General features: G+C 61.3%; 13 protein-coding genes. 3 read left to right on the top strand and 10 right to left on the bottom strand.

Annotated elements, in window-relative coordinates; genetic code table 11:
* Window positions 1–113 precede the first annotated feature (113 nt).
* Window positions 114–971, bottom strand: a complete 858-nt coding sequence (gene kynA / locus NVB75_RS23620) for a tryptophan 2,3-dioxygenase (protein WP_258343580.1) — start codon at window positions 969–971, stop codon at window positions 114–116.
* Window positions 968–1,618, bottom strand: a complete 651-nt coding sequence (gene kynB, locus NVB75_RS23615; RefSeq protein ID WP_258343579.1) for an arylformamidase — start codon at window positions 1,616–1,618, stop codon at window positions 968–970. The genes kynA and kynB overlap by 4 nt, the downstream gene beginning before the upstream one ends.
* A 377-nt stretch (window positions 1,619–1,995) precedes the next feature.
* Between kynB and NVB75_RS23610 the strand changes: the two genes are divergently transcribed.
* Window positions 1,996–2,340 (top strand): cupin domain-containing protein, encoded by a 345-nt coding sequence (locus NVB75_RS23610; RefSeq protein ID WP_003212331.1) that lies wholly within the window; start codon window positions 1,996–1,998, stop codon window positions 2,338–2,340.
* Between the two features lie 357 nt (window positions 2,341–2,697).
* Window positions 2,698–3,408: a Sir2 family NAD-dependent protein deacetylase gene (locus tag NVB75_RS23605; protein WP_258343578.1), complete on the top strand. Its 711-nt coding sequence runs from the start codon at window positions 2,698–2,700 to the stop codon at window positions 3,406–3,408.
* 48 nt (window positions 3,409–3,456) lie between these two features.
* Here NVB75_RS23605 and mmsB read toward each other — a convergent pair whose 3' ends face one another.
* Both mmsB and NVB75_RS23595 read right to left on the bottom strand, forming a co-directional pair.
* A complete protein-coding gene (mmsB, locus tag NVB75_RS23600) occupies window positions 3,457–4,344 on the bottom strand; it encodes a 3-hydroxyisobutyrate dehydrogenase (RefSeq protein WP_258343577.1) in 888 nt (295 codons plus the stop codon).
* A gap of 14 nt (window positions 4,345–4,358) precedes the next feature.
* Window positions 4,359–5,876, bottom strand: coding sequence for a CoA-acylating methylmalonate-semialdehyde dehydrogenase (locus NVB75_RS23595; RefSeq protein ID WP_258343576.1), 1,518 nt, complete (start codon window positions 5,874–5,876; stop codon window positions 4,359–4,361).
* 250 nt (window positions 5,877–6,126) lie between these two features.
* On the opposite strand from NVB75_RS23595, the gene NVB75_RS23585 reads away from it, so the two are divergent.
* Complete coding sequence (locus NVB75_RS23585; protein ID WP_258343575.1) at window positions 6,127–7,074, top strand: LysR family transcriptional regulator; 948 nt, start codon at window positions 6,127–6,129, stop codon at window positions 7,072–7,074.
* A 136-nt stretch (window positions 7,075–7,210) separates the two neighbouring features.
* Here the strand turns inward: NVB75_RS23585 and NVB75_RS23580 are convergent, their stop codons facing one another.
* The 6 genes from NVB75_RS23580 to recC all read right to left on the bottom strand — a co-directional run bounded on the left by NVB75_RS23580 (window position 7,211) and on the right by recC (window position 18,874).
* Window positions 7,211–7,702: an OmpA family protein gene (locus tag NVB75_RS23580; protein WP_258343573.1), complete on the bottom strand. Its 492-nt coding sequence runs from the start codon at window positions 7,700–7,702 to the stop codon at window positions 7,211–7,213.
* A gap of 4 nt (window positions 7,703–7,706) precedes the next feature.
* Complete coding sequence (locus tag NVB75_RS23575) at window positions 7,707–8,975, bottom strand: diguanylate cyclase domain-containing protein (protein ID WP_258343572.1); 1,269 nt, start codon at window positions 8,973–8,975, stop codon at window positions 7,707–7,709.
* Window positions 8,972–9,541 carry a YfiR family protein gene (locus tag NVB75_RS23570; RefSeq protein ID WP_226477032.1) on the bottom strand — a complete coding sequence of 190 codons (570 nt, stop codon included), beginning with the start codon at window positions 9,539–9,541 and terminating at the stop codon, window positions 8,972–8,974. Before NVB75_RS23570 ends, NVB75_RS23575 begins: the two co-directional genes overlap by 4 nt.
* A gap of 161 nt (window positions 9,542–9,702) precedes the next feature.
* The gene (gene recD, locus NVB75_RS23565; protein WP_258343571.1) at window positions 9,703–11,754 is read right to left on the bottom strand and encodes an exodeoxyribonuclease V subunit alpha; all 2,052 of its coding nucleotides are present in this window, start codon (window positions 11,752–11,754) and stop codon (window positions 9,703–9,705) included.
* Entirely contained in the window at window positions 11,751–15,428 is a 3,678-nt protein-coding gene (gene recB, locus NVB75_RS23560; RefSeq protein WP_258343570.1) for an exodeoxyribonuclease V subunit beta, read from the bottom strand. The genes recD and recB overlap by 4 nt, the downstream gene beginning before the upstream one ends.
* A complete protein-coding gene (recC, locus tag NVB75_RS23555; protein WP_258343569.1) occupies window positions 15,425–18,874 on the bottom strand; it encodes an exodeoxyribonuclease V subunit gamma in 3,450 nt (1,149 codons plus the stop codon). The genes recB and recC overlap by 4 nt, the downstream gene beginning before the upstream one ends.
* Window positions 18,875–19,019 lie beyond the last annotated feature (145 nt).

Below are 19,019 nucleotides of genomic sequence, written 5' to 3'. Positions count from 1 at the left end.
ATGTATTGACTGACCCACCGCTTTCGCGAGCAAGCCCGCTCCCACATTTGGATCGTATTTCAAATGAAAAGCCCCGGTACTGATGAGTACCGGGGCTTTTTGTTGGGCCTTGATTACAGCGTGGAACGCACTCGCCACAGCTCGGGGAACAGCACGGTGTCGAGCATCTTGCGCAGGTAGCCCACGCCTTCGGTGCCGCCCGTACCGGGCTGGAAGCCGATGATCCGCTCCACGGTGGTGACATGGCGGAAGCGCCATTGGCGGAACGAATCCTCCAGGTCGATAAACTTTTCGGCCAATTGGTACAGGTCCCAATAACGGCTCGGGTCGCGATAAACCTCGCGCCACGCCGCCTCCACGGATTCATCGTGAACCGTCGGCGCCGTCGGATCGCGTTCGGCGCGCGTGGGGTCGATCGCCAGCCCGGCCTTGGCCATCAGGTTGATCGCTTCGTCATACAGCGACGGCGTGGCAATCGCCACTTTCAGCTCGTTCAACAAGTCCGGACGATGGGCGTGGGGCCGCAACAGCGCCGCGCTTTTATTGCCGAGGATGAATTCGATTTCCCGGTATTGGAACGACTGAAAGCCCGACGACTGGCCCAGGTACGGGCGAATCGACTTGTACTCCGACGGCGTCATGGTCGCCAGCACCGCCCAGGCGTGCACCAGTTGGTCAAAGATCCGCGACACCCGCGCCAGCATCTTGAACGCCGGTGGCAACTCACCCAGGCGCACGTGTTCGCGGGCGGCCTTGAGTTCGTGGAGCATCAGTTTCATCCACAGCTCGGAGGTCTGGTGCTGGATGATAAACAGCATCTCGTTGTGGTCCGGCGACAGCGGGTGCTGGGCGCTGAGCACTTTGCCCAGGTCCAGGTAGTCGCCATAGCTCATGGACTCGGAAAAATTCAGCTCGGCGTTATGCCATTCTTCCGGCGGCTGGTAGTCAGGGGAGAAAGGACACTGGCTCATCGCGTGGGCTCCTTGAGCGGGCGGAGAATGGCTCGTACCGGGCTGGCATCGAGGTTGGCAAAACGCAGCGGCAGCGCGATCAACTCATAATCGCCCTCCGGTACGTCGTCCAGGACGATGCCTTCGAGAATCGCCATGCCATGACGGGCGACGGCGTTGTGGGAATCCATGGTCTTGGACTGTTGCGGGTCCAGGGACGGCGTGTCGATGCCGATCAGGCGCACACCGAGGCTGGCCAGCAGCTCGACGGTTTGCGGAGCGACGGCGGTGAAATTCGAATCCCAACTATCCAGTGGCGCCTGTTGATAAGTGCGCAACAGCACACGCTCCGGCAGGTTCCCCAGGCGGCCTTCCAACTGATGCGGCTGCACCAGCGCGCCGCTGCCCAGGCAATACAGCACCCGGCACGGGCCCATGTACACATCCAGGGACACTTCGCCGATGGGCGCACCGTCAGCGCTGTAGTGCAACGGCGCGTCCACATGGGCGCCGGTGTGGGGCGACAGGGTAATGCGTCCGACATTCACCGGGCACTCGGGGCCGAACTGCCACACCCGCTCTTCCTGAAACGGCGTATCGCCCGGCCAGGTCGGGGTCGCGGTGCTCAAGGGCGGGCTGATGTCCCACCACGTTGTTATTGGATTCATTTCAAGGCTCTCGGTCGTTACTGGGGTGAATGATACGAGGGCCAGCTGTAAATATTCTTGCGAATTCCAGCGCAAAGCGGGAAATCTTTCGCACTTACTGCGAGGAAATGGCTGATTGGTGATTGGATGTTTCAAAGCCCCCGGTCAGGCATTGCCCCCTGTAGGAGCGAGCTTGCTCGCGAAAAACTCGAGGGCCCCGCGTGTAGTCAGAATGCCAACGTCATCGTTAACGACCTTCGCGAGCAAGCTCGCTCCTACAGGGGATCAAGATCAACGGCCGCCTGCGCTTCTGGGCATCCCGATGTCGAGTTCAGACCACAGGCGGGCGGCCCAAGGCGATAGGGTTCGGACTTCCCTTCCACTGCCTCGGAATCATCATGTCCAAGCCGATCACCGTACTGCGCGACACCCACCCACTGCCGGTGCTGGACGCCTGCAAATGGGAAAAACTCGAAGGCGACCCCCACACTGTCAACCTCAACGCCTACACCAGCGAAGACGGCAGCAAGATCATGGGCACCTGGATCTGCACCCCCGGCAAATGGCGGGTGGAGTATGTGAAGTGGGAATACTGCCACTTTCAGGAAGGCTACTGCGTGATCACCCCCGACGGCCTGGAGCCGATCCATTTGCGAGCTGGGGATATCTTTGTGGTGGAACCGGGGATGAAGGGGACGTGGGAAGTGGTCGAGACGGTGCGTAAGTATTTTGTGTTTGCCTGAGTTAGCAATCAGAAAAGCCCACAAGAAAAAACCGCCCCCAAAAGGCGGTTTTTTTCATAAAAAATGAGCGGTTCTCACCTGCCAACAGCGAACGCTGCCAAAGCTGACCTTCTCGATTGAGATTGGAAAACCACGCACTTGAGAAAATTCGAATATTGACGTGCCATACCGATGGGATTCTTATTAAGCCGGTGGAGACGTCACGAAAGCGCGTTAGCGGCAGAGGGCGCAAACAATAGCAAGATTGCACGTGGCCTTGAGCTGGGCTTGAATCCAAGATCTTCTGACCTATTCGATGCCAGTTTCCGTCTCCCGAAGAAGTCCTCCGCATCATGCCATTAGCCAAGGAACCTACTTATGGCAGCTGAATTCGATAGACAAAAAATCGTCATTTTCACAGGTTCCGGCATCAGTGCTGAAAGCGGTCTGGACACCTTCAACGACGAAACCGGCCTGTGGATGGATCATCGCGTTGAAGATGTGGCAACTCCTGAGGCTTGGCATAGAAATACGGAAGAAGTTCTGACGTTCTATAACCAACTGCGGAAAAAGGTCTATGCCGCACAACCCAATGCCGCACACCTTGCAATCGCAGCGTTGGAGTCGCGGTTTGATGTCGTGGTGATCACTCAGAACGTTGACGACCTGCATGAACGAGCAGGCTCCACGTGCGTTTTACACCTTCACGGTCAGATCAACCTGGCGCAAAGCACCGTCGATGAGCAACTGATGTACAAGATCGATGGCGGCCCGATTTTACTGGGCGACTTGTGCGAAAAAGGTAGCCAGCTACGGCCCCATGTCGTTTGGTATGGCGAAAACGTACCAAATCTTGAGATAGCACAGCAGCACTTCAAAAACGCAGAGAAGGTTCTGGTAGTGGGAACATCACTCACCACCCAGCCGGCCGCCGGCTTGGTTACCAAAGCCAGGCACTCTGCCGAGAAAGTCCTTATTGGACTGGCGGTTGTGCGTAAACCCTACGGATATGAATTCATCCGAGGAAAGGCATCAAGCCTGGTGCCTTATGTTGCAGGTTGCTGGCTGAAAGGCCAGAAAGCTCGCTGACAGGCAAAAACCCGGGAACCCATTTAAATCGGGTTCCCGGAAAATCCCCTATTGGGGTTTGCGATAGCTGTTGATAATCGCCGAGAAGTCCTTGCCCCCTTCCCCACGCTGGCTCATCGATTGATACAACTGCTGCGCCACTGCGCCGAGGATCACCGGCTGGTGCGCCTGGCGGGCGGCTTCAGTGGCCAGCCCCAGGTCCTTGAGCATCAGTTCCGCACCAAACCCGCCGGTATAACCCCGGGACGACGGCGCCGTTTCGATAATTCCGGGCCATGGGTTGTAAGTGTCCGAACTCCAGCAACGCCCGGTGGAGCTGTTGATGATTCCCGCCAACACTTGGGTGTCGATGCCCAGCGCGTCGCCCAGGGCCATGGCTTCGCTGACGCCGACCATGGTGATACCCAGCAGCAGGTTGTTGCAGATCTTGGCGATTTGCCCAGTGCCGACTTCGCCGCAATGGACGATGTTACGGCCCATTTGCGCCAATACCGGTTGCAGGGTGGCGAACAGTTCCGGGGTGGCGCCCACCATGAAGGTCAGCGTCCCGGCCTGGGCGCCACCGGTGCCGCCGGACACCGGGGCGTCAGCCATCACAACGCCTTGTTTTGCCGCCGCCGCTGCTACATCGCGAGCGGTCTGCGGGTCGATGGTGCTGCAATCCACCGCCGGCACGCCTTTGCCGATGCCGGCCAGCACGCCATCTTCACCGAGCCATACGCTGCGCACATGGGCCGCAGCCGGGAGCATGGTCACTACCAGCTCGGCACCTGCTGCTGCCGCACGCGGTGAGGCGCTGATGGTGCCGCCCAGTTCGGCCAGTTCCTTGAGCACGGTCTGGTTCAGGTCAAACAGGTTCAGCGCATGGCCGGCCTTGATCAGGTTGCGCGCCATCGGCGCGCCCATGTTGCCCAGGCCGATAAATGCAATCTTCATGGTCGTCTCCTCGATCAGCGCAGGTTGATGGTGGTGTTGACGCCATCGTTGACGCTGTCGTCGTCGAACCAGCGGCTGGTGACGGTCTTGGTCTGGGTATAGAACTGCACCACTTGCTTGCCGTACGGGCCCAGATCACCGAGCTTCGAGCCACGGGAACCGGTAAAGCTGAAGAACGGCACTGGCACGGGGATCGGGATGTTGATGCCGACCTGGCCGACGTCGATTTCGCTCTGGAATTTACGCGCCGCCGCGCCGCTCTGGGTGAACAGGCCGGTGCCGTTACCGAACGGGTTAGCGTTGACCAGGGCGATGGCTTGGTCGAGGGTGTCGACTTCCAGCACCACCAGCACCGGGCCGAAGATTTCCTGGGTGTAGATCTGCATGTCGGTGGTCACGCCGGAGAACAGGGTCGGGCCGACGAAGTTACCGTCTTCGAAACCCGGCACCTTGATGCCACGGCCATCCAGTTCCAGCTTGGCGCCCTCTTTCACGCCGCTTTCGATCAGGTCGAGAATACGTGCCTTGGCGCGCTTGGAGATCACTGGGCCCACATCAGTACCGGCTTCACTGCCGGCATTCACCTTGAGTTTCTGCGCCAGGGCCTTGAGGTCCGGCAGCCATTGTTTGGCAGCGCCCACCAGCACCACCACGGAGGTCGCCATGCAGCGCTGACCGGCCGCGCCGAACCCGGCACCAACCAGAGCGTTGAGGGTTTGCTCGCGATTGGCGTCCGGCAGCACCACGGCGTGGTTCTTGGCGCCCATCATCGATTGCACGCGCTTGCCGTGTTTGCCGGCGAGGTCGTAGACGTGAGTCCCCACGGCGGTCGAGCCGACGAAGGACACCGCCTTGATATCTTTGTGGGTGCACAGCGCATCCACCACATCCTTGCCGCCGTGAACCACGTTCAGCACACCAGGTGGCACACCGGCTTCGAGCGCCAGCTCGACCAGCAGCAGGGTCGACAGCGGGTCCTGCTCAGAAGGTTTCAGTACGAAGGTGTTACCGCAGGCAATGGCCATCGGGAACATCCACAGCGGAATCATCGCCGGGAAGTTGAACGGGGTGATGCCGGCGCACACGCCGATCGGCTGGCGCAGGGTGTAGGTGTCCACACCGCCCGCGACGTTTTCAGCGAATTCGCCCATCTGCAGGGTGCCGATGGAGCACGCGTGCTCGACCACTTCCAGGCCACGGAAAATATCGCCTTCCGCGTCGGCAATGGTCTTGCCCTGCTCGGCGCTGAGCACCACGGCGATGCGCTTGGAGTGCTCGCGGATCAAGGCTTGCAGCTTGAGCATGATGCGCATGCGCGCACCGATCGGCGTCAACTTCCAGGTCTGGAAGGCGCGATGGGCGGCGTCAATGGCAGCGTTGACTTCTGCGGGGGTGGAAAACGGCACACGGGCCAGTACTTGCTGGGTAGCGGGGTTGACGATGTCTTGCCATTCGGTGGTCTTGGACTCGACCCACTCGCCGTTGATCAGCAGCTTGACCTGTTGCACGGAAATATCGGCAGATGCGTTCATGTGGTCTCCAATTCTTGTAGGTATGCAGAGAACCAAGGCGTTGAATCGCCTTGAGGATGAGGCGTTCGGACTTTTGTAGGAGCAAGCTTGCTCGCGAAGAACCGGAGAGCGCCGCATTCATTCAGGCTCCCCGCGTTATCGTTAACGCCCTTCGCGAGCAAGCTCGCTCCTACACATGAGGCGTTCGGACTGTTTTTGGAGTATAGATGTGCAAACTTCTAATAAGAACGCACATAAAAGCCGGTCCAATATGCAAAAAAACATCACGTCACTAGGCTCCCTGAACTGGGATGACCTGAAGTTTTTCCTCGAAGTAGCCCGCACCCGCAAGGCCAGCGTCGCCGCCAAGCGCCTGGCGGTGGACTACACCACCGTGTCGCGGCGCATTACCTCCCTTGAAGGATCCTTGGGCACTCTGCTGTTTGAAAAGTCCCGGACCAACGGCTTCGTATTGACCACCGAAGGCCAGCGTTTGCTGGGTTACGCCGAGTCCATCGAAAGCACCTTGCACATGGCCTGTGAACAGGTTTCCGGCTCCGGCGTGGCGTTGTCCGGCCACGTGCGCATGGGCTGCACCGAAGGGTTCGGCAGCTTCTTCGTCACCCCGCAACTGAGCCACTTCGTCGACACCTACCCGGCGATCTCCGTGGACATCCTGCCCCTGCCCCACTTCATCAGCCTGTCCAAGCGCGAGGCGGATATCGTCATCGCCCTGGAACGGCCGGAGCATGGGCCGTACGTGTGCTGCAAGCTGTGCGACTACAAGCTGCAGCTGTACGCGACACAGGAATACCTGGACCAGCACCCGCCCATCCGCCGGGCAGCGGATTTGGCCGAACACCCGTTTATCAGTTATGTGGATGATTTAGCGTTCAGTTCGGAGCTGCTGTACCTGGCGAACGTGGTACCCGGCGCCAGCGCGAGCTTGCGCAGTACCAGCGTGATCGCGCAGTACGTGGCGGCACAGCAAGGGCGGTCGCTGGCGATCCTGCCGTGCTTTTTGGCGGCGCAGGATCCGCGGTTGCTTCCGGTGCTGGGCAAGGAGATCAATATTACGCGGCAGTTCTGGATGTACTGCCGCGAGGATCTGAGGAAGTTGAAACGGATCACCCTGCTGTGGGATTACATCCGTGAGGTGACGGAGCAGAATCAGCCGTTGTTGATGGGGGAAACGCGGGAGATGAGGTTTGCGGATTAAATAAAATGTGGGAGCCGGGCTTGCCCGCGATAGCAGTGTGTCAGTCACCCAATACATCAACTGATCCACCGCCTTCGCGAGCAAGCCCGCTCCCACATTTTTGAACGCATTCCATAGAGCGAACGAGGGCGTCGGCTTAGTCCGCAATCACCACAATCGACACCCGGCGATTCTCGGTGCGCCCCGCCGCTGTCGTGTTGGACGCCACCGGCTCGCTGCTGCCCAACCCGCGCATTTGTACGTTTTCTTCTTTCATGCCAACGCCCACCAACACCTGTGCGACGCTTTTTGCACGGCGCAGGGAGAGTTGCTGGTTGTAGGTTTCCTTGCCCGAGGCGTCGGTGTGACCGTCAACACGCACGCGTTCAATGCCCACACCCGTCAGTGCCTTGCCGATGCGTTGGACGATTTCGGTGCTGGGGGCATTCAAGCTCTCGACGTCGCTGCCAAACAGTACCTTGCCCGACAGGCCGAAGGCCCAGCCCTCGTCAGTCAGCTCGAAGCCTTGCTGTTTGAGCACGGCGATTTGCGCCGGTGTCAGGCCCTTGGGCGGCGGTGTCTGGCAGCCACTCAGGGCGAGCAAGGCCACGAGCAAGGTGATGAATAAAAAGCGTGCAGTCGAGAACAAGGGATCAACTCCTGTGTTGAACATTGGCGGCGGGAGACTCGGACTCCGCCGTTTGCTGGCCACCCTGGGAGAGCCGTTTGGCCTGGTACATCGCCGCATCGGCGGCGTTGAGCAGGTTACCGGGGGTGGCACCATGATCAGGGTAGATGGCAATGCCAATACTGAGTGAGGTCAATACGTGGGTGTCGCCGGGCAGCGCAATGGGCGCGTCCATGCTGGCGATGATTTTTTCGGCAATGCGCTGGGCGTCCTCAAGCCTGTGCAAGGGCGACAGCAAGATGGCGAATTCATCGCCGCCCAGGCGTGCCACCAGGTCCTGTTCGCGCAGTTGCGCACGAATGCGCGCAGCCACTGCCACCAATACCGCGTCGCCGGCGGCGTGGCCGTAGTTGTCGTTGATGTCTTTGAAGCGGTCGCTGTCGAGGAACAGTACCGCGACCTTCTCGTTGAGTTTGGCGGCGCTGCGCAGGGCGCGGATCAGTCGGCCTTCGAAGAACGCACGGTTGGGCAGCCCGGTCAGGCTGTCGTGGCTGGCCTGGTGAGCGAGGGTTTCGTTTTCGCTTTGCAGGTGGGTCTGCCAGGCTTCCAGCTCGTCGAGCAAGGCATTGAAGTCGTTGCCCAGGCTGTCGAGTTCGGCGATTTTCGCCGGGGGTACGCGCCGGTCGAAGGCACGCTCGCTGCGGGCGGCGTGGGCCACCGAGGCCAGGCTGTGCAACGGCCCGGTGATGCCGCGTAACAGGCGCCGCGCCAGGTACAGCGCAACCCAGGCGCTGAGGGCGGTACACACCAGAATCCCGGCAAGGCCGCTGAGCAGGAAGCGCAACAGGCTGCCGCCATGGCCGGTCAGGTGCACGCTGCCGATGACCTGGCCCTGGTGCAGGATCGGCTGGGTGATGGGCTGTTCGAGCAGCGCATGCGCCAACTGCAGCTCAATCATCGACAGCATCCCGGTTTCCGGTCGTTCCCAATGTGCGAGTTGCTTGCCGTCGACGTTGAAGACTTCCGCCTCGGCCACCTCTTCCTCCGAGGCAATCACGGCCAAGGCTTCAGTGGCCGCCGCGCTGTCGTTAAACACCACCGCGGCTTCCACGGTGTAGTTGATGGAGCGGGCAATCAGGTGCAGGTTGTGGTCGGCATACACCCGCAGCGCGAGCACGCCGAGCAGGGTCAGGGAGATACTGGCCATGCTGACCGCCATCAGCGCCAGGCTCAGGTGCCCACGCCCGATCACCGAACGCAAGGTAGGGCGCACTGGCCCTGTATCGATATTCATGAGCCCGGCGCTCGACGTCGGGACAGCTGCAGTACGCTCGGATGAATGCGTACACCGCTGCGGGCAACGGAGTCCAGGTTGACCTCGAACGACACCTGCTCGTCGGCCACCCGCAGGCAGAACAGGCTGCCCACGGTGCATTGGTCGCCGCCTTCGCTGATGCTGAGCACCGGATGGCCGATCAGTGATGCGAACAGGCGGCTGCGCTCGTCGCTGGTCAATTGGCCGATGTACACGGCATCGCAGGCATTGGCGATGTCCGGATGGTCGGCCAGCAAACGCTGCACCACGACCGGACGGCCGGTCGCCTGGGTGGTGCCTTTGACCAGGTCATCGGTGTATTGGGTCGGCCCTACGATGCACAGCCGCAATTGCGCGGGCTCTACCGGCCAACGTGCGTAACTGAGGATGCCGAGGACCACCTGCGTGACCGACTTGGCTCGCTGATCGGCCATGCCTGCGGGGGGCTGGGCAAAAGCGAGAGGCGTGAAGATCCAGAGAAGCGCCAACAGCAGCATTCGTCTCCAGCTCAAACTTCGCTCTGTGGGCGAGACAGCCACGTTCATGCAGCGATTCTCTTTGATCTTCTTGGGATGATGCCGCAACGATAGCACAACGGCGGAAAACCCCCGAGGCGACACCCAGGAGGATTCCGACATTTTATTAAGAAAAATCACACATTTGGATCAGAAAATTTAGATGCCCCATCGGTCAGCTTCTTTATCGATCACGTGCCCAGTTCCAGCATCAGCCCACTCAAGCGCTTCACCTTGCGGCTCACCGCCTCTTCAAATACGCCCCCTCGGGGTTCGATCAGGCTGAACCAGTCCTTGGCCCGGGTGATGCCGGTATAGATCAACTCTTTGGTGAGCACCGGGTTCAGGGCATCCGGCAGAATCAGGGCGGTGTGGGTGAATTCAGAGCCTTGGGATTTGTGCACCGTCATCGCATAGACAGTTTCCACATCGTTGAGCCGGCTGGGCAGCACAAAGCGCACCCCGCCCTGCCCATCGTTACGCGGGAACGCCACGCGCAGCACCTGTGGCCCACCGTCGCTTTCGGGCAATTTCAGGGCGATGCCGATGTCGCCGTTCATCAGGCCCAGGCCGTAATCGTTGCGGGTCATCAACACCGGGCGCCCTTCGTACCACTGCTGATCGCTGTCGATCAGCCGGGCCTTGAGCAACGCGGCGGTGATGCGCAGGTTCAAACCCTCGACACCCCACGGGCCCTTGCGTACGGCGCACAGCAGCTGGAATGCGTCGAAGGCTTTCAGCAGCTTTTGCGCCCAGAGCGTCCAGGCTTCGTCATCCCGTGGCGTGTCGAGGGACGGACGCGCGGTCTGTAGCAGCTTCAGGTAATAGCGATAACCGAGGGCACCGTCACCATGGCCGTCCAGCACCAGGCGCTCCAGGGCATGGTCGTGCTCGCCCTTGAGGCTGACGCAAAACAGATCGGCATGGCTGCGGGCTGCCAGCAGTTTGCGGGCCTGCTCGGGGTTTTGCTGGTTGACCCAGCGGGCCAGTTGGCCGATGCCGCTGCCTTCGCCGAAACGCCGCGAGTAACGCAGCATCACCACTTGTTGCGCCAGGGGGTGGCTACCGTCGAGGTCTTCCTGCAAGCCGCTGGCGCCGAGGTCTTCGCCGCTGACCTGTTGCAGCCACTGGCGGGTTTGCGGGCTGTAGAAACCGGCTTCGGCATCGCGGCACAAATCACCCAGCACCGCACCGGCTTCAACCGAAGCCAACTGGTCCTTGTCGCCCAGCAGCACCAGGCGGGCATGGGGAGGTAAGGCATCCAGCAGGTTGGCCATCATTTCCAGGTCGATCATCGAGGCTTCGTCTACCACCAGCACATCCAGGGGCAACGGGTTGCCTATGTGATGCCGGAAGTGTCGGGTGCCGGGCCGGCTGCCCAGCAAACGGTGAACGGTGGTGACTTGGGTCGGGATTTTTTCCTTCACCGCATCCGGCACTTTCAGCGACAGCACTTGCTGGCTGATGGACTCGGTCAAGCGCGCGGCCGCCTTGCCGGTGGGTGCTGCCAGGCGGATGCGCAACGCGCTACCGCTCTCTACCGCTGGCGCCTGCAACAGCGCGAGCAAGCGCACCACCGTGGTGGTCTTGCCGGTGCCCGGGCCGCCGGTGACGATGCTGAATGCACCGCGGGTAGCCAAGGCGCAGGCGAGTTTTTGCCAGTCGACGACGCCGTCCGGCGGGGCCTGGTCGAACAGTCGATTCAGGCGTTCAGGCAGATCGGCGGCAACGCTTTCGCGGGTGGCAAGTCGCAGGCGCAAAGCGCTGTCGATGCGCCGCTCATAAGTCCAGTAGCGGCGCAAATACAGGCGTTTGCCCGACAGCACCAGTGGCCGGCTTTGCGCGTCCTCGCTGCCATCGACGGCCAGTGCCACCAGGCGACTGGCGGCCAGGGCATGGCACCAATGAGCGCCTTCCAGGCCTTCGAGCAATTGCGATGGCAACAGCATGACGCCCGTTTGCGCATCGCCTTCGGGCGGCAGCGACAGAGCAAAGTCCGGCGCCTTGAGGGTTTCGAACAGGTCCAGGCACACATGGCCATGGCCCAGTTGGTGACTGGTCAGGGCTGCGGCCAGCAACACCAGAGGATCAGCTTGGGGATCAAGCTCATGGAGGAAGCCGACGAAGGCTTTATCCAACGCACGCAACCAGCCGCGCTGCACCCAGAGATCGAGCAATTGCACCAGGTCGGCGGCGCGACTGAGGGGCGTCAACTCCTCAAGCGGTAACGGCGACAGGCTCATAGCAGCTCTCCTTGTTCCCAGGCGGGCTCGGCCTTGGGAGGTAGCGGTTTGCCCTGGAACAGCAGGTCCAGGCTTTCGATCAATTCCCGGGGCGGTCGGGTGAAATACGCACCCTGGCTCGCGGAATGGGTGCCGCGCAGGAACAGGTACAACGCGCCACCGACGTGACGGTCGTAGTCGTAATCCGGCAGACGAGCCTTGAGCTGACGATGCAGAGCCAGCAGGTAGAGCACGTATTGCAGGTCGTAACGATGATCGAGGATCGACAGCTCCATGGCCTGTTGTGTGTAGGCCGAATCATCGGGACCAAGCCAATTGGATTTGTAGTCAGCCACGTAGTACCGGCCTTCGTGCTCGAACGTCAGGTCGATAAAACCCTTGAACATGCCGTTTAGCAGCACCGGTTCGGCGGCCACGCGGGATACGCCATTGTGAGTGTGCTGGCACACCAGTTTGTCGAGTGCGAGGACGTCGACCTTGTGGCTGGCAAACCAGAACTCCATTTCGATCTGGTAGTGCTGCAACTCGCTGAGGGCCATCTGCCCGTTGCCCAGCGGCAGCCGGGCTTGCAACAGATGCCCGAGCCAGCCGCTGAGGGTGCCGATCCAGCCTTCCCAACCACGTCGGTTGCAACGGCGGGCGACCGCATCCTCGATGGCCTCCGGAGTCACCTTGAAGCCTTCGCCGCCCGCCCATTCCAGCAAGCCGTGGAGGAAGGTGCCGGGGTTTGGCCCGCGTGGGAAACGGTGAATATCTCCACCGGAAGCCGGCACTTCGCGCGGGGCATCCGGGTCGAGGCGTTCGTCGTCAAACAGCTTCTGCGCTTGTGGGCTTTCCGGTGCTTCGAGGCTGGCGGCGCTCATGCTTTCGCCGATACGCAGGGCGCTGTAGGAAGCGATCCACCAGTTTTCTGCGGCCTTGCGTTTGGGCAACAGCGGCGCGAGCAAAGTGGCTTCGTTGCGTGGCGGGTGGAACACGACCGTATCGGCTTCAGGCATTTCTGAGTAATGCAGCGCCGGGCAACCTTCCTGCAGGTCGAGCAGCCAGCGGGTCAGGCCGGCGGACTCGCCCAGCGAAGCACCGCCGCCGAGCAAGTAGCCCAGAGCCGACAGGTGCAACACCGAGCTGTTGTTATTGCCGCGCTTCAGGTCTGCGATCCCCAGCCAGCAAGCGTGTTTGGCCCGGGTCAATGCCACGTAAAACAGTCGCAGGTCTTCGGCCAGGCGCTCGTCATCGGCTTGGGCGATCAACTCGGCGGTGGGCTTGAGGCTGACTTGGGATTTGCCGTTTGCGTCGTGGTAATGCAACGGCAAGCGGCTGCCGTCCACCGGCTTTGCCGAGCAAATAAACGGCAGGAAGACCAGGTCGTATTCCAGCCCCTTGGATTTGTGGATCGTCACCACTTTGACCAGTTGCTCATCGCTTTCCAGGCGCAGGATCTGCTCTTCACCGGCCTGACCAGAGAGCGCGAGATGTTCGGCCAGATGGCGAATCAGCGCTTGTTCACCGTCCAGCTCCGCGGCCGCCTGTTGCAGCAATTCCGAGAGGTGCAGCAGGTTGGTCAGCACCCGTTCGCCATCACTGCGAGTGATCAGGGTTTGCGGTAATTGGAAGTCGTGCAACAGACGACGAAGCATCGGCAGCACACCTTGAGTCCGCCAGATCGTGCGGTAGTCGCGGAACTGCATCACGCGTTTTTCCCACGCCAGTTCGTCCTGGTTCAGACGTTCCAATTCGGGTAGTGACAGGTTCAAGGTGACGCAGGCCAGGGCAGCGCGCAGCGGGCGCTCGACATCCGGCTCGGCGCAGGCTTTGAGCCAGGCCAGCAGGTCGTGGGCTTCCTGAGCGGCGAACACCGAATCCTTATCAGACAGGTAAACACTGCGTACGCCACGAGCAGCCAACTCACCGCGCACAGCTTGGGCTTCCTTACCGTCGCGCACCAGGATGGCGATGTCTGACGGCAGCACGCCCTTGAAGCTACCGTCTTTACTCAGGAATCCCGCAGCTCCCTGCTGGCCGCCGTTGAGTAATGCAACGATTTGGCTGGCACAGGTCGCGGCCAGCTGTTGGCGGTAGAGCACGCTGGAGATCGGCTGATCGGTAGGCAAGTGCCAGAGGTTCAGTGCGGGCAACGTCTGACCGTTGACCTGCAGGTGTTCCTTGCGGCCTTGGGAAAGTACTGACTGGAACGGCACCGGATTCGTACCGTCGGGTTCGCGGAACAGGAACGCGCCGCGGCCTTTTTCGGCGCGCTGGAACACATGGTTTACCGCCTCGACCATGGCGTGGCTGGAACGGAAGTTAGTGCCCAAAGTGTGATGGCGGCCAGTAGTGGATTGGCGCGCGCGCAGGTAGGTATAGATATCGGCGCCACGGAACGCGTAGATCGCCTGCTTCGGGTCGCCGATCAGGAACAGGCCGCTGTCGAGGTGGTTTTCTTCGATGCGGTAGATGCTGTCGAAGATGCTGTATTGCACCGGGTCGGTATCCTGGAACTCGTCGATCAAAGCGACCGGGAACTGCTCGCGGATCACACTGGCCAGGCGCTCGCCGCCGTCGGCCTGCAGGGCGGCGTTGAGGCGGATCAGCATGTCGTCGAAGCCCATTTCGGCGCGCCGGCGTTTTTCTTCTTCGAAGCGTTTTCCTACCCAGCCGGCGGCGTGTTGCAGCACGGCGGCATCGGGCGTTGGCAGGGCGTCGAGGCTGGCCTTGAGACTGGCCATGGCGTCGATACCCGGATGACGTGGTGGTTCGCCTTTCCAGGCTTCGGCCATGCCGTCTGGCGTCAGACGGGTGAAACCAGTGCCGATGTCCAGTTGCTCAAGAGATTCATCAGCCGCCCAGGCGCTGATCTTTTCGAACCAGGGCTCGAAATAACGCGCTTGCATCTTGCGGCCATCGACGGCTTTGGCAGCGACGGCCTGCAAGCAAATGTTGCGCAACTCTTCTGCCCATTGTTGCCAGGGTGCCTTGAGCGCGACGAGGGCTTGGCGGCGTTCTTGTAGGCATTCGTTGATCAGCTCGGCGGGGTCGCGAGTTTCATCCGTGGGCCGCTCGCTGTTGAACAACGCGCGTACCCGTGGCATCAGTGCTGCCGGGCCGCCCCAATTGTTGCGCACCCAGTTCAATGCGTCGTCGTGCATCGGGTAGCAGAACAATCGCCAGTAGTCGCGTAGCACTTCGCCGAGCAGGTCGCTGTGGTCGGTTTCCAGGGTCTGTGTGAACAGGCTGCCGCTGTCGAAAGCGTGTTCGCGCAGCATGCGCTGGCACCAACTGTGGATGGTCGAGACGGCCGCTTCGTCCATCCATTGGGCAGCGATGTCCAGGCGATTGGCGCAGCCGGGCCATTGTTCGGGGCTGTATTGGTCGCGCAGTTCGGCGATCAGTGCATCGGGTTCTTCGATTTCTTCACGGAAAAAACGTGCGGCTTCCGCCAGGCGGATACGGATACGTTCGCGCAGCTCTTTGGTGGCGGCATCAGTGAAGGTCACGACGAGAATTTGCGGCGGCAGCAACTCGCGGCCAAAGCCCGACTCGTCACCGCCATGGCCGAGTACCAGACGCAGGTAGAGCGCCGAGATGGTGAACGTCTTGCCCGTGCCGGCGCTGGCTTCGATCAGTTGGCTACCCTTGAGCGGGAACGCCAGGGCCAGGGGTTTTGTGCCGCTCATGCGCTGGCCTCCGCGCTGGTGAGTGATCGCCAGGGGGCGTTGATCAACGGTCGATACAGAGTTTCGCACCAACCCTCGAATTCTTCGCTGGCGATCAAGGCGGCGTAGTCGGGGAACTGGCGGCTGAGCGCGGGACTTTCACGGCGCTCGCCGTCGGTGGTTTGGCCGTCGCCTTCATAGGCTTTGCTCGCCGCGGCTTGCGCTTTGGCAGGGTCGGTTTGGCCGAGCCAGGCGAACGCTGTTTTAACGGCGATAGGCAGCGGTTCGCTCATGCCGGTTTTCCACGCGAGCAGCAGGTTGCCGAGGAGCTCCTGAGCGGTGGCTTGCTCCAGCGGGGCCAGTAGCAGGGTGTCGTCGCTCGCAACCAGGCCGGTGCTTAATGGCAGTCCGCAGGCACAGGCCACCAGGTGGTTCACCCACGGGCGAATCAGGCGATGCCACTTGCGGGTCTTGATCGAGCCGATGCTGTTGGGAATGGCGGTGACACTTAGAAAGCTGCCGTCGCTGCGTTGATGCAGGCCGCTGATCCAACCTTCCAGCTGGATGCCCTGATACTCAAAACTGATCGGTTCAGCACTGGTGTGTGGAGTTGGCCAGAGAGCCAGGAGTTGCTGATAACGGTGCAGCAGATCCGGCAAGGGCTCGATCAGTTCTTTGCGCAGGCATTCGCCGAAACCGACCATGGGCAACAAGCCGCTGCCTTGCAGGCGCAGGGCTTGGGCGTTGAGGGCTTCGTCGAGGTTGTCGGGCCGGGTCAATGCGGCGGCGAGCAGGCTGTCGCTCAGGCTGTAGCGCTGCAGTGCGTCGAGGACGAAGGGTTCTTCATCTTCCAGCGGGACTTCGGCTGCTTCGAAAAACACTTTCAGGCGCTGGCTGAAGAAGTGTTTGACCGGGTTGCGCAGGAAGTCCTGCAGTTGGCCGAGGCTCAGCGGTTCTTCCTGGATGTAGGGTGCCAGGCTGCCGGTATCTGGGAGATTGTCCGCTGTTGCATGGAGCAACTGCCATTCCCGGGCGTAGCTGAACAGCTCATCACCTTCGTGGAAGTAGCGGGCGCTGAAGGGCTGGAGCGGGTGTTCCTGGGTGGTGGCTTCCAAGAGGGGTTCACCGCTGGTGGTGTGCCAACCGCTGGCGATGTGGTCTCGCAACTGGCCGATCAGGACGGATGCCGGGCGGTCGCTGTTGTCGCGGATGCTGCGGCCAACCCAGCTGATGTAGAGCTGGTCGCGGGCCGAGAGCAGGGCTTCGAGCAGCAGGTAACGGTCGTCTTCGCGGCGTGATCGATCACCTGGGCGGTAGTCGCTGCCCATCAGGTCGAAGTCCAGCGGCGGTTGCGCGCGCGGGTAGTCGCCGTCGTTCATGCCCAGCAGGCACACCAGTTTGAACGGGATCGCACGCATGGGCATCAGGGTGCAAAAATTGACAGCACCTGCGAGGAAGCGTTGGGACAGTCGGCCCTGGTCGAGCCCTGCCAGCCAGGCCTCACGGACTACGGTCAGGGGTAATTCGTCGTGCAAGCCGACGGACTCGCAGGTTTCCAGCCAGGTTTCTCTCAGTTGCTCGAGTTGACCCAACAGGTAGTCGTCGTGCTCGTTGCTCGGGAGGAAGAACAGCTGCATCAGGTTTTGCAGGCGCTCGCCCCATTCTGTCGGCGCGGCGGGTTGTGACAGTGCCTGGTGGGCGTCGTGCAGTGCGTCGAGCAGTGCGACCAGCGGGCCGATCAGGGCGGCGTCGAGGCCACCGATTTCATCATAAGGCTCGATGCCATCGCAGGCAGAGCCCGTGCCGACGGCGTAGCCCAGGAGCATGCGGCGCAGGCCGAAACGCCAGCTGTTTTGCTCCAGCTCCTGGGGCAAACCGAGGCCGGCGCGCTGTTCGGCGTTGAGGCCCCAGCGGATGCCTGCGCCTTCGATCCAGCGGTGCAGGGTCGGCAGGTCGCGCTCCTTGATGCCGAAGCGTTCGCGCAGGGCCGGTACGTCGAGCAGGTCGAGGATTTCGCTGACCGGGAAGCGGCTGTCGGGGAGCTTGAGCAAGTGTTCGACGGCGATCAGCAGCGGGTCGCGGCCGCGCTGGCCTTGGTCTGTGAGCGTGAACGGAATGAAGCGTAGGTCGCTTCTATCAAGTTGGCCGAATACGGCACGAATGTGCGGCGCGTAGCTGTCCACGTCGGGGACCATGACGATGATGTCCCGTGGACGTAGCGTCGGGTCGGCGCTGAAGCGCTGGAGTAACTGGTCATGGAGAATTTCTACTTCGCGTTGGGCGCTATGGGCGATATGGAAGCGGATGGAAGTGTCGCGCTTCAGGTCGACGCTTGGCCAAAGTTCGCGGGTTTCGTTGAGCGGGCGCAGTTCGAGGATGTCGTCCTGGAGCTGGTTGAGCACAGTGGTGGGCTCGCTCTCGCTGAACAGGTCGATACGGCCGTCGCGGAATGCCGAGCGGTAACTGTTGGGGTCGTCGTAGCTGTCCAACAGGTTGATGTAGTCGCGACCTTGCTTGCCCCAGGCCGCGAGCAACGGGTGGGCGTGCTGGTGCAGGGTTTGCGGGTCGATGGTGACCGGCATTCCGGCTTTGCGGGCCTGGCGTTTGTATTCGTTTCGGAGCAGGTCTTTATCGGCAACGATGTCGGACCAGTGGTGGCGACAAGGGTTGTGCACGCACAAAAGCACTTGGCTGAAACGGGCGAGGCCGGCGAGTGCTTCCAAGGCTTGGGCTGGCAATGACGAAATACCGAAAACGATCACGCGCGAAGGTAGGCCGGCGGGCGCTTGTTCGAGGGTGTTGATGCGCTCGATAAAGCGCTGGTGAACGCCGGCGCGACTCTGGGCCATGCCCTCCTCTCCGACATCCAGCAGCAGCGCGCGCCATAGTTCGGCTTGCCAGCAGTTGGCTGGGCTCAGGGGTTTGGATTCGCCTCGGCCATTGCGTAGTTGATGGCGCCCGGCAGCCCAGTCTTCCAGCCAGTCGGCGCGGTAGACCTGGTATTGGTCGAACAGGTCGGCGAGGCGCTCTGCCAGTTGGTAGCGTTTGCGTAGGTCCGTGTCGTGGGTCAGGAAGCGTTGCAGGGGCTCGAAGTGGGGCTGGTCGATCAGTTCGGGGAGCAGGCGCATGAGACGCCAGGTCAGTGGGGCTTTGTCGAGCAGGGACTTGGGCGGGATTTCGTCTTTGCCCAGGACCATGCGATAGAGCTGCCACATGAAGCTGCCTGGAAGTTGTACATCGATAGCGGCAGCGATGCCGCAGCCGCCCATGTCGTCATCTTCAGGGTCTGAAGCCAGCGCCAGTTTGAGCCATTGGGCAATGCCGTTGCTTTGTACCAGGGCGATTTCGTTTTCGAGGGGAGCCAGCGGGTAGCGACGCATCCAACTGACAACCAGGCTGCGCAGCTCATCCAGGCGGTTGCCGTGAACCACCATGAATCCAGCACTGAGGGACGTCGCATCCGGCATAACGGCTTCCTTGGGAAAAGCAAAATCGAGGGATGGACTTTAGCATTGAAGGCAACCGTAGGCTGCAAGTGAGGAACACTTGGGGGCGCTTGCCATACTTTCCGACCGCCCAAAACAAAACCCCTGATTGCGTTAGCAATCAGGG

It is taken from the genome of Pseudomonas sp. CBS, assembly GCF_024734645.1.
Classification (GTDB): Bacteria; Pseudomonadota; Gammaproteobacteria; order Pseudomonadales; family Pseudomonadaceae; genus Aquipseudomonas.
Note: the sequence above shows the minus strand (reverse complement) of the source record. Positions and strands in the feature narration are given on the sequence as shown.

Coding starts and splice junctions, on each gene's coding strand:
- kynB (WP_258343579.1), bottom strand. CDS start 1,618: ATGAATCCAATAACAACGTGGTGGGACATCAGCCCGCCCTTGAGCACC.
- NVB75_RS23610 (WP_003212331.1), top strand. CDS start 1,996: ATGTCCAAGCCGATCACCGTACTGCGCGACACCCACCCACTGCCGGTG.
- recB (WP_258343570.1), bottom strand. CDS start 15,428: ATGAGCGGCACAAAACCCCTGGCCCTGGCGTTCCCGCTCAAGGGTAGC.
- recD (WP_258343571.1), bottom strand. CDS start 11,754: ATGAGCCTGTCGCCGTTACCGCTTGAGGAGTTGACGCCCCTCAGTCGC.
- NVB75_RS23570 (WP_226477032.1), bottom strand. CDS start 9,541: ATGAACGTGGCTGTCTCGCCCACAGAGCGAAGTTTGAGCTGGAGACGA.
- kynA (WP_258343580.1), bottom strand. CDS start 971: ATGAGCCAGTGTCCTTTCTCCCCTGACTACCAGCCGCCGGAAGAATGG.
- NVB75_RS23605 (WP_258343578.1), top strand. CDS start 2,698: ATGGCAGCTGAATTCGATAGACAAAAAATCGTCATTTTCACAGGTTCC.
- NVB75_RS23595 (WP_258343576.1), bottom strand. CDS start 5,876: ATGAACGCATCTGCCGATATTTCCGTGCAACAGGTCAAGCTGCTGATC.
- recC (WP_258343569.1), bottom strand. CDS start 18,874: ATGCCGGATGCGACGTCCCTCAGTGCTGGATTCATGGTGGTTCACGGC.
- mmsB (WP_258343577.1), bottom strand. CDS start 4,344: ATGAAGATTGCATTTATCGGCCTGGGCAACATGGGCGCGCCGATGGCG.
- NVB75_RS23585 (WP_258343575.1), top strand. CDS start 6,127: ATGCAAAAAAACATCACGTCACTAGGCTCCCTGAACTGGGATGACCTG.
- NVB75_RS23575 (WP_258343572.1), bottom strand. CDS start 8,975: ATGAATATCGATACAGGGCCAGTGCGCCCTACCTTGCGTTCGGTGATC.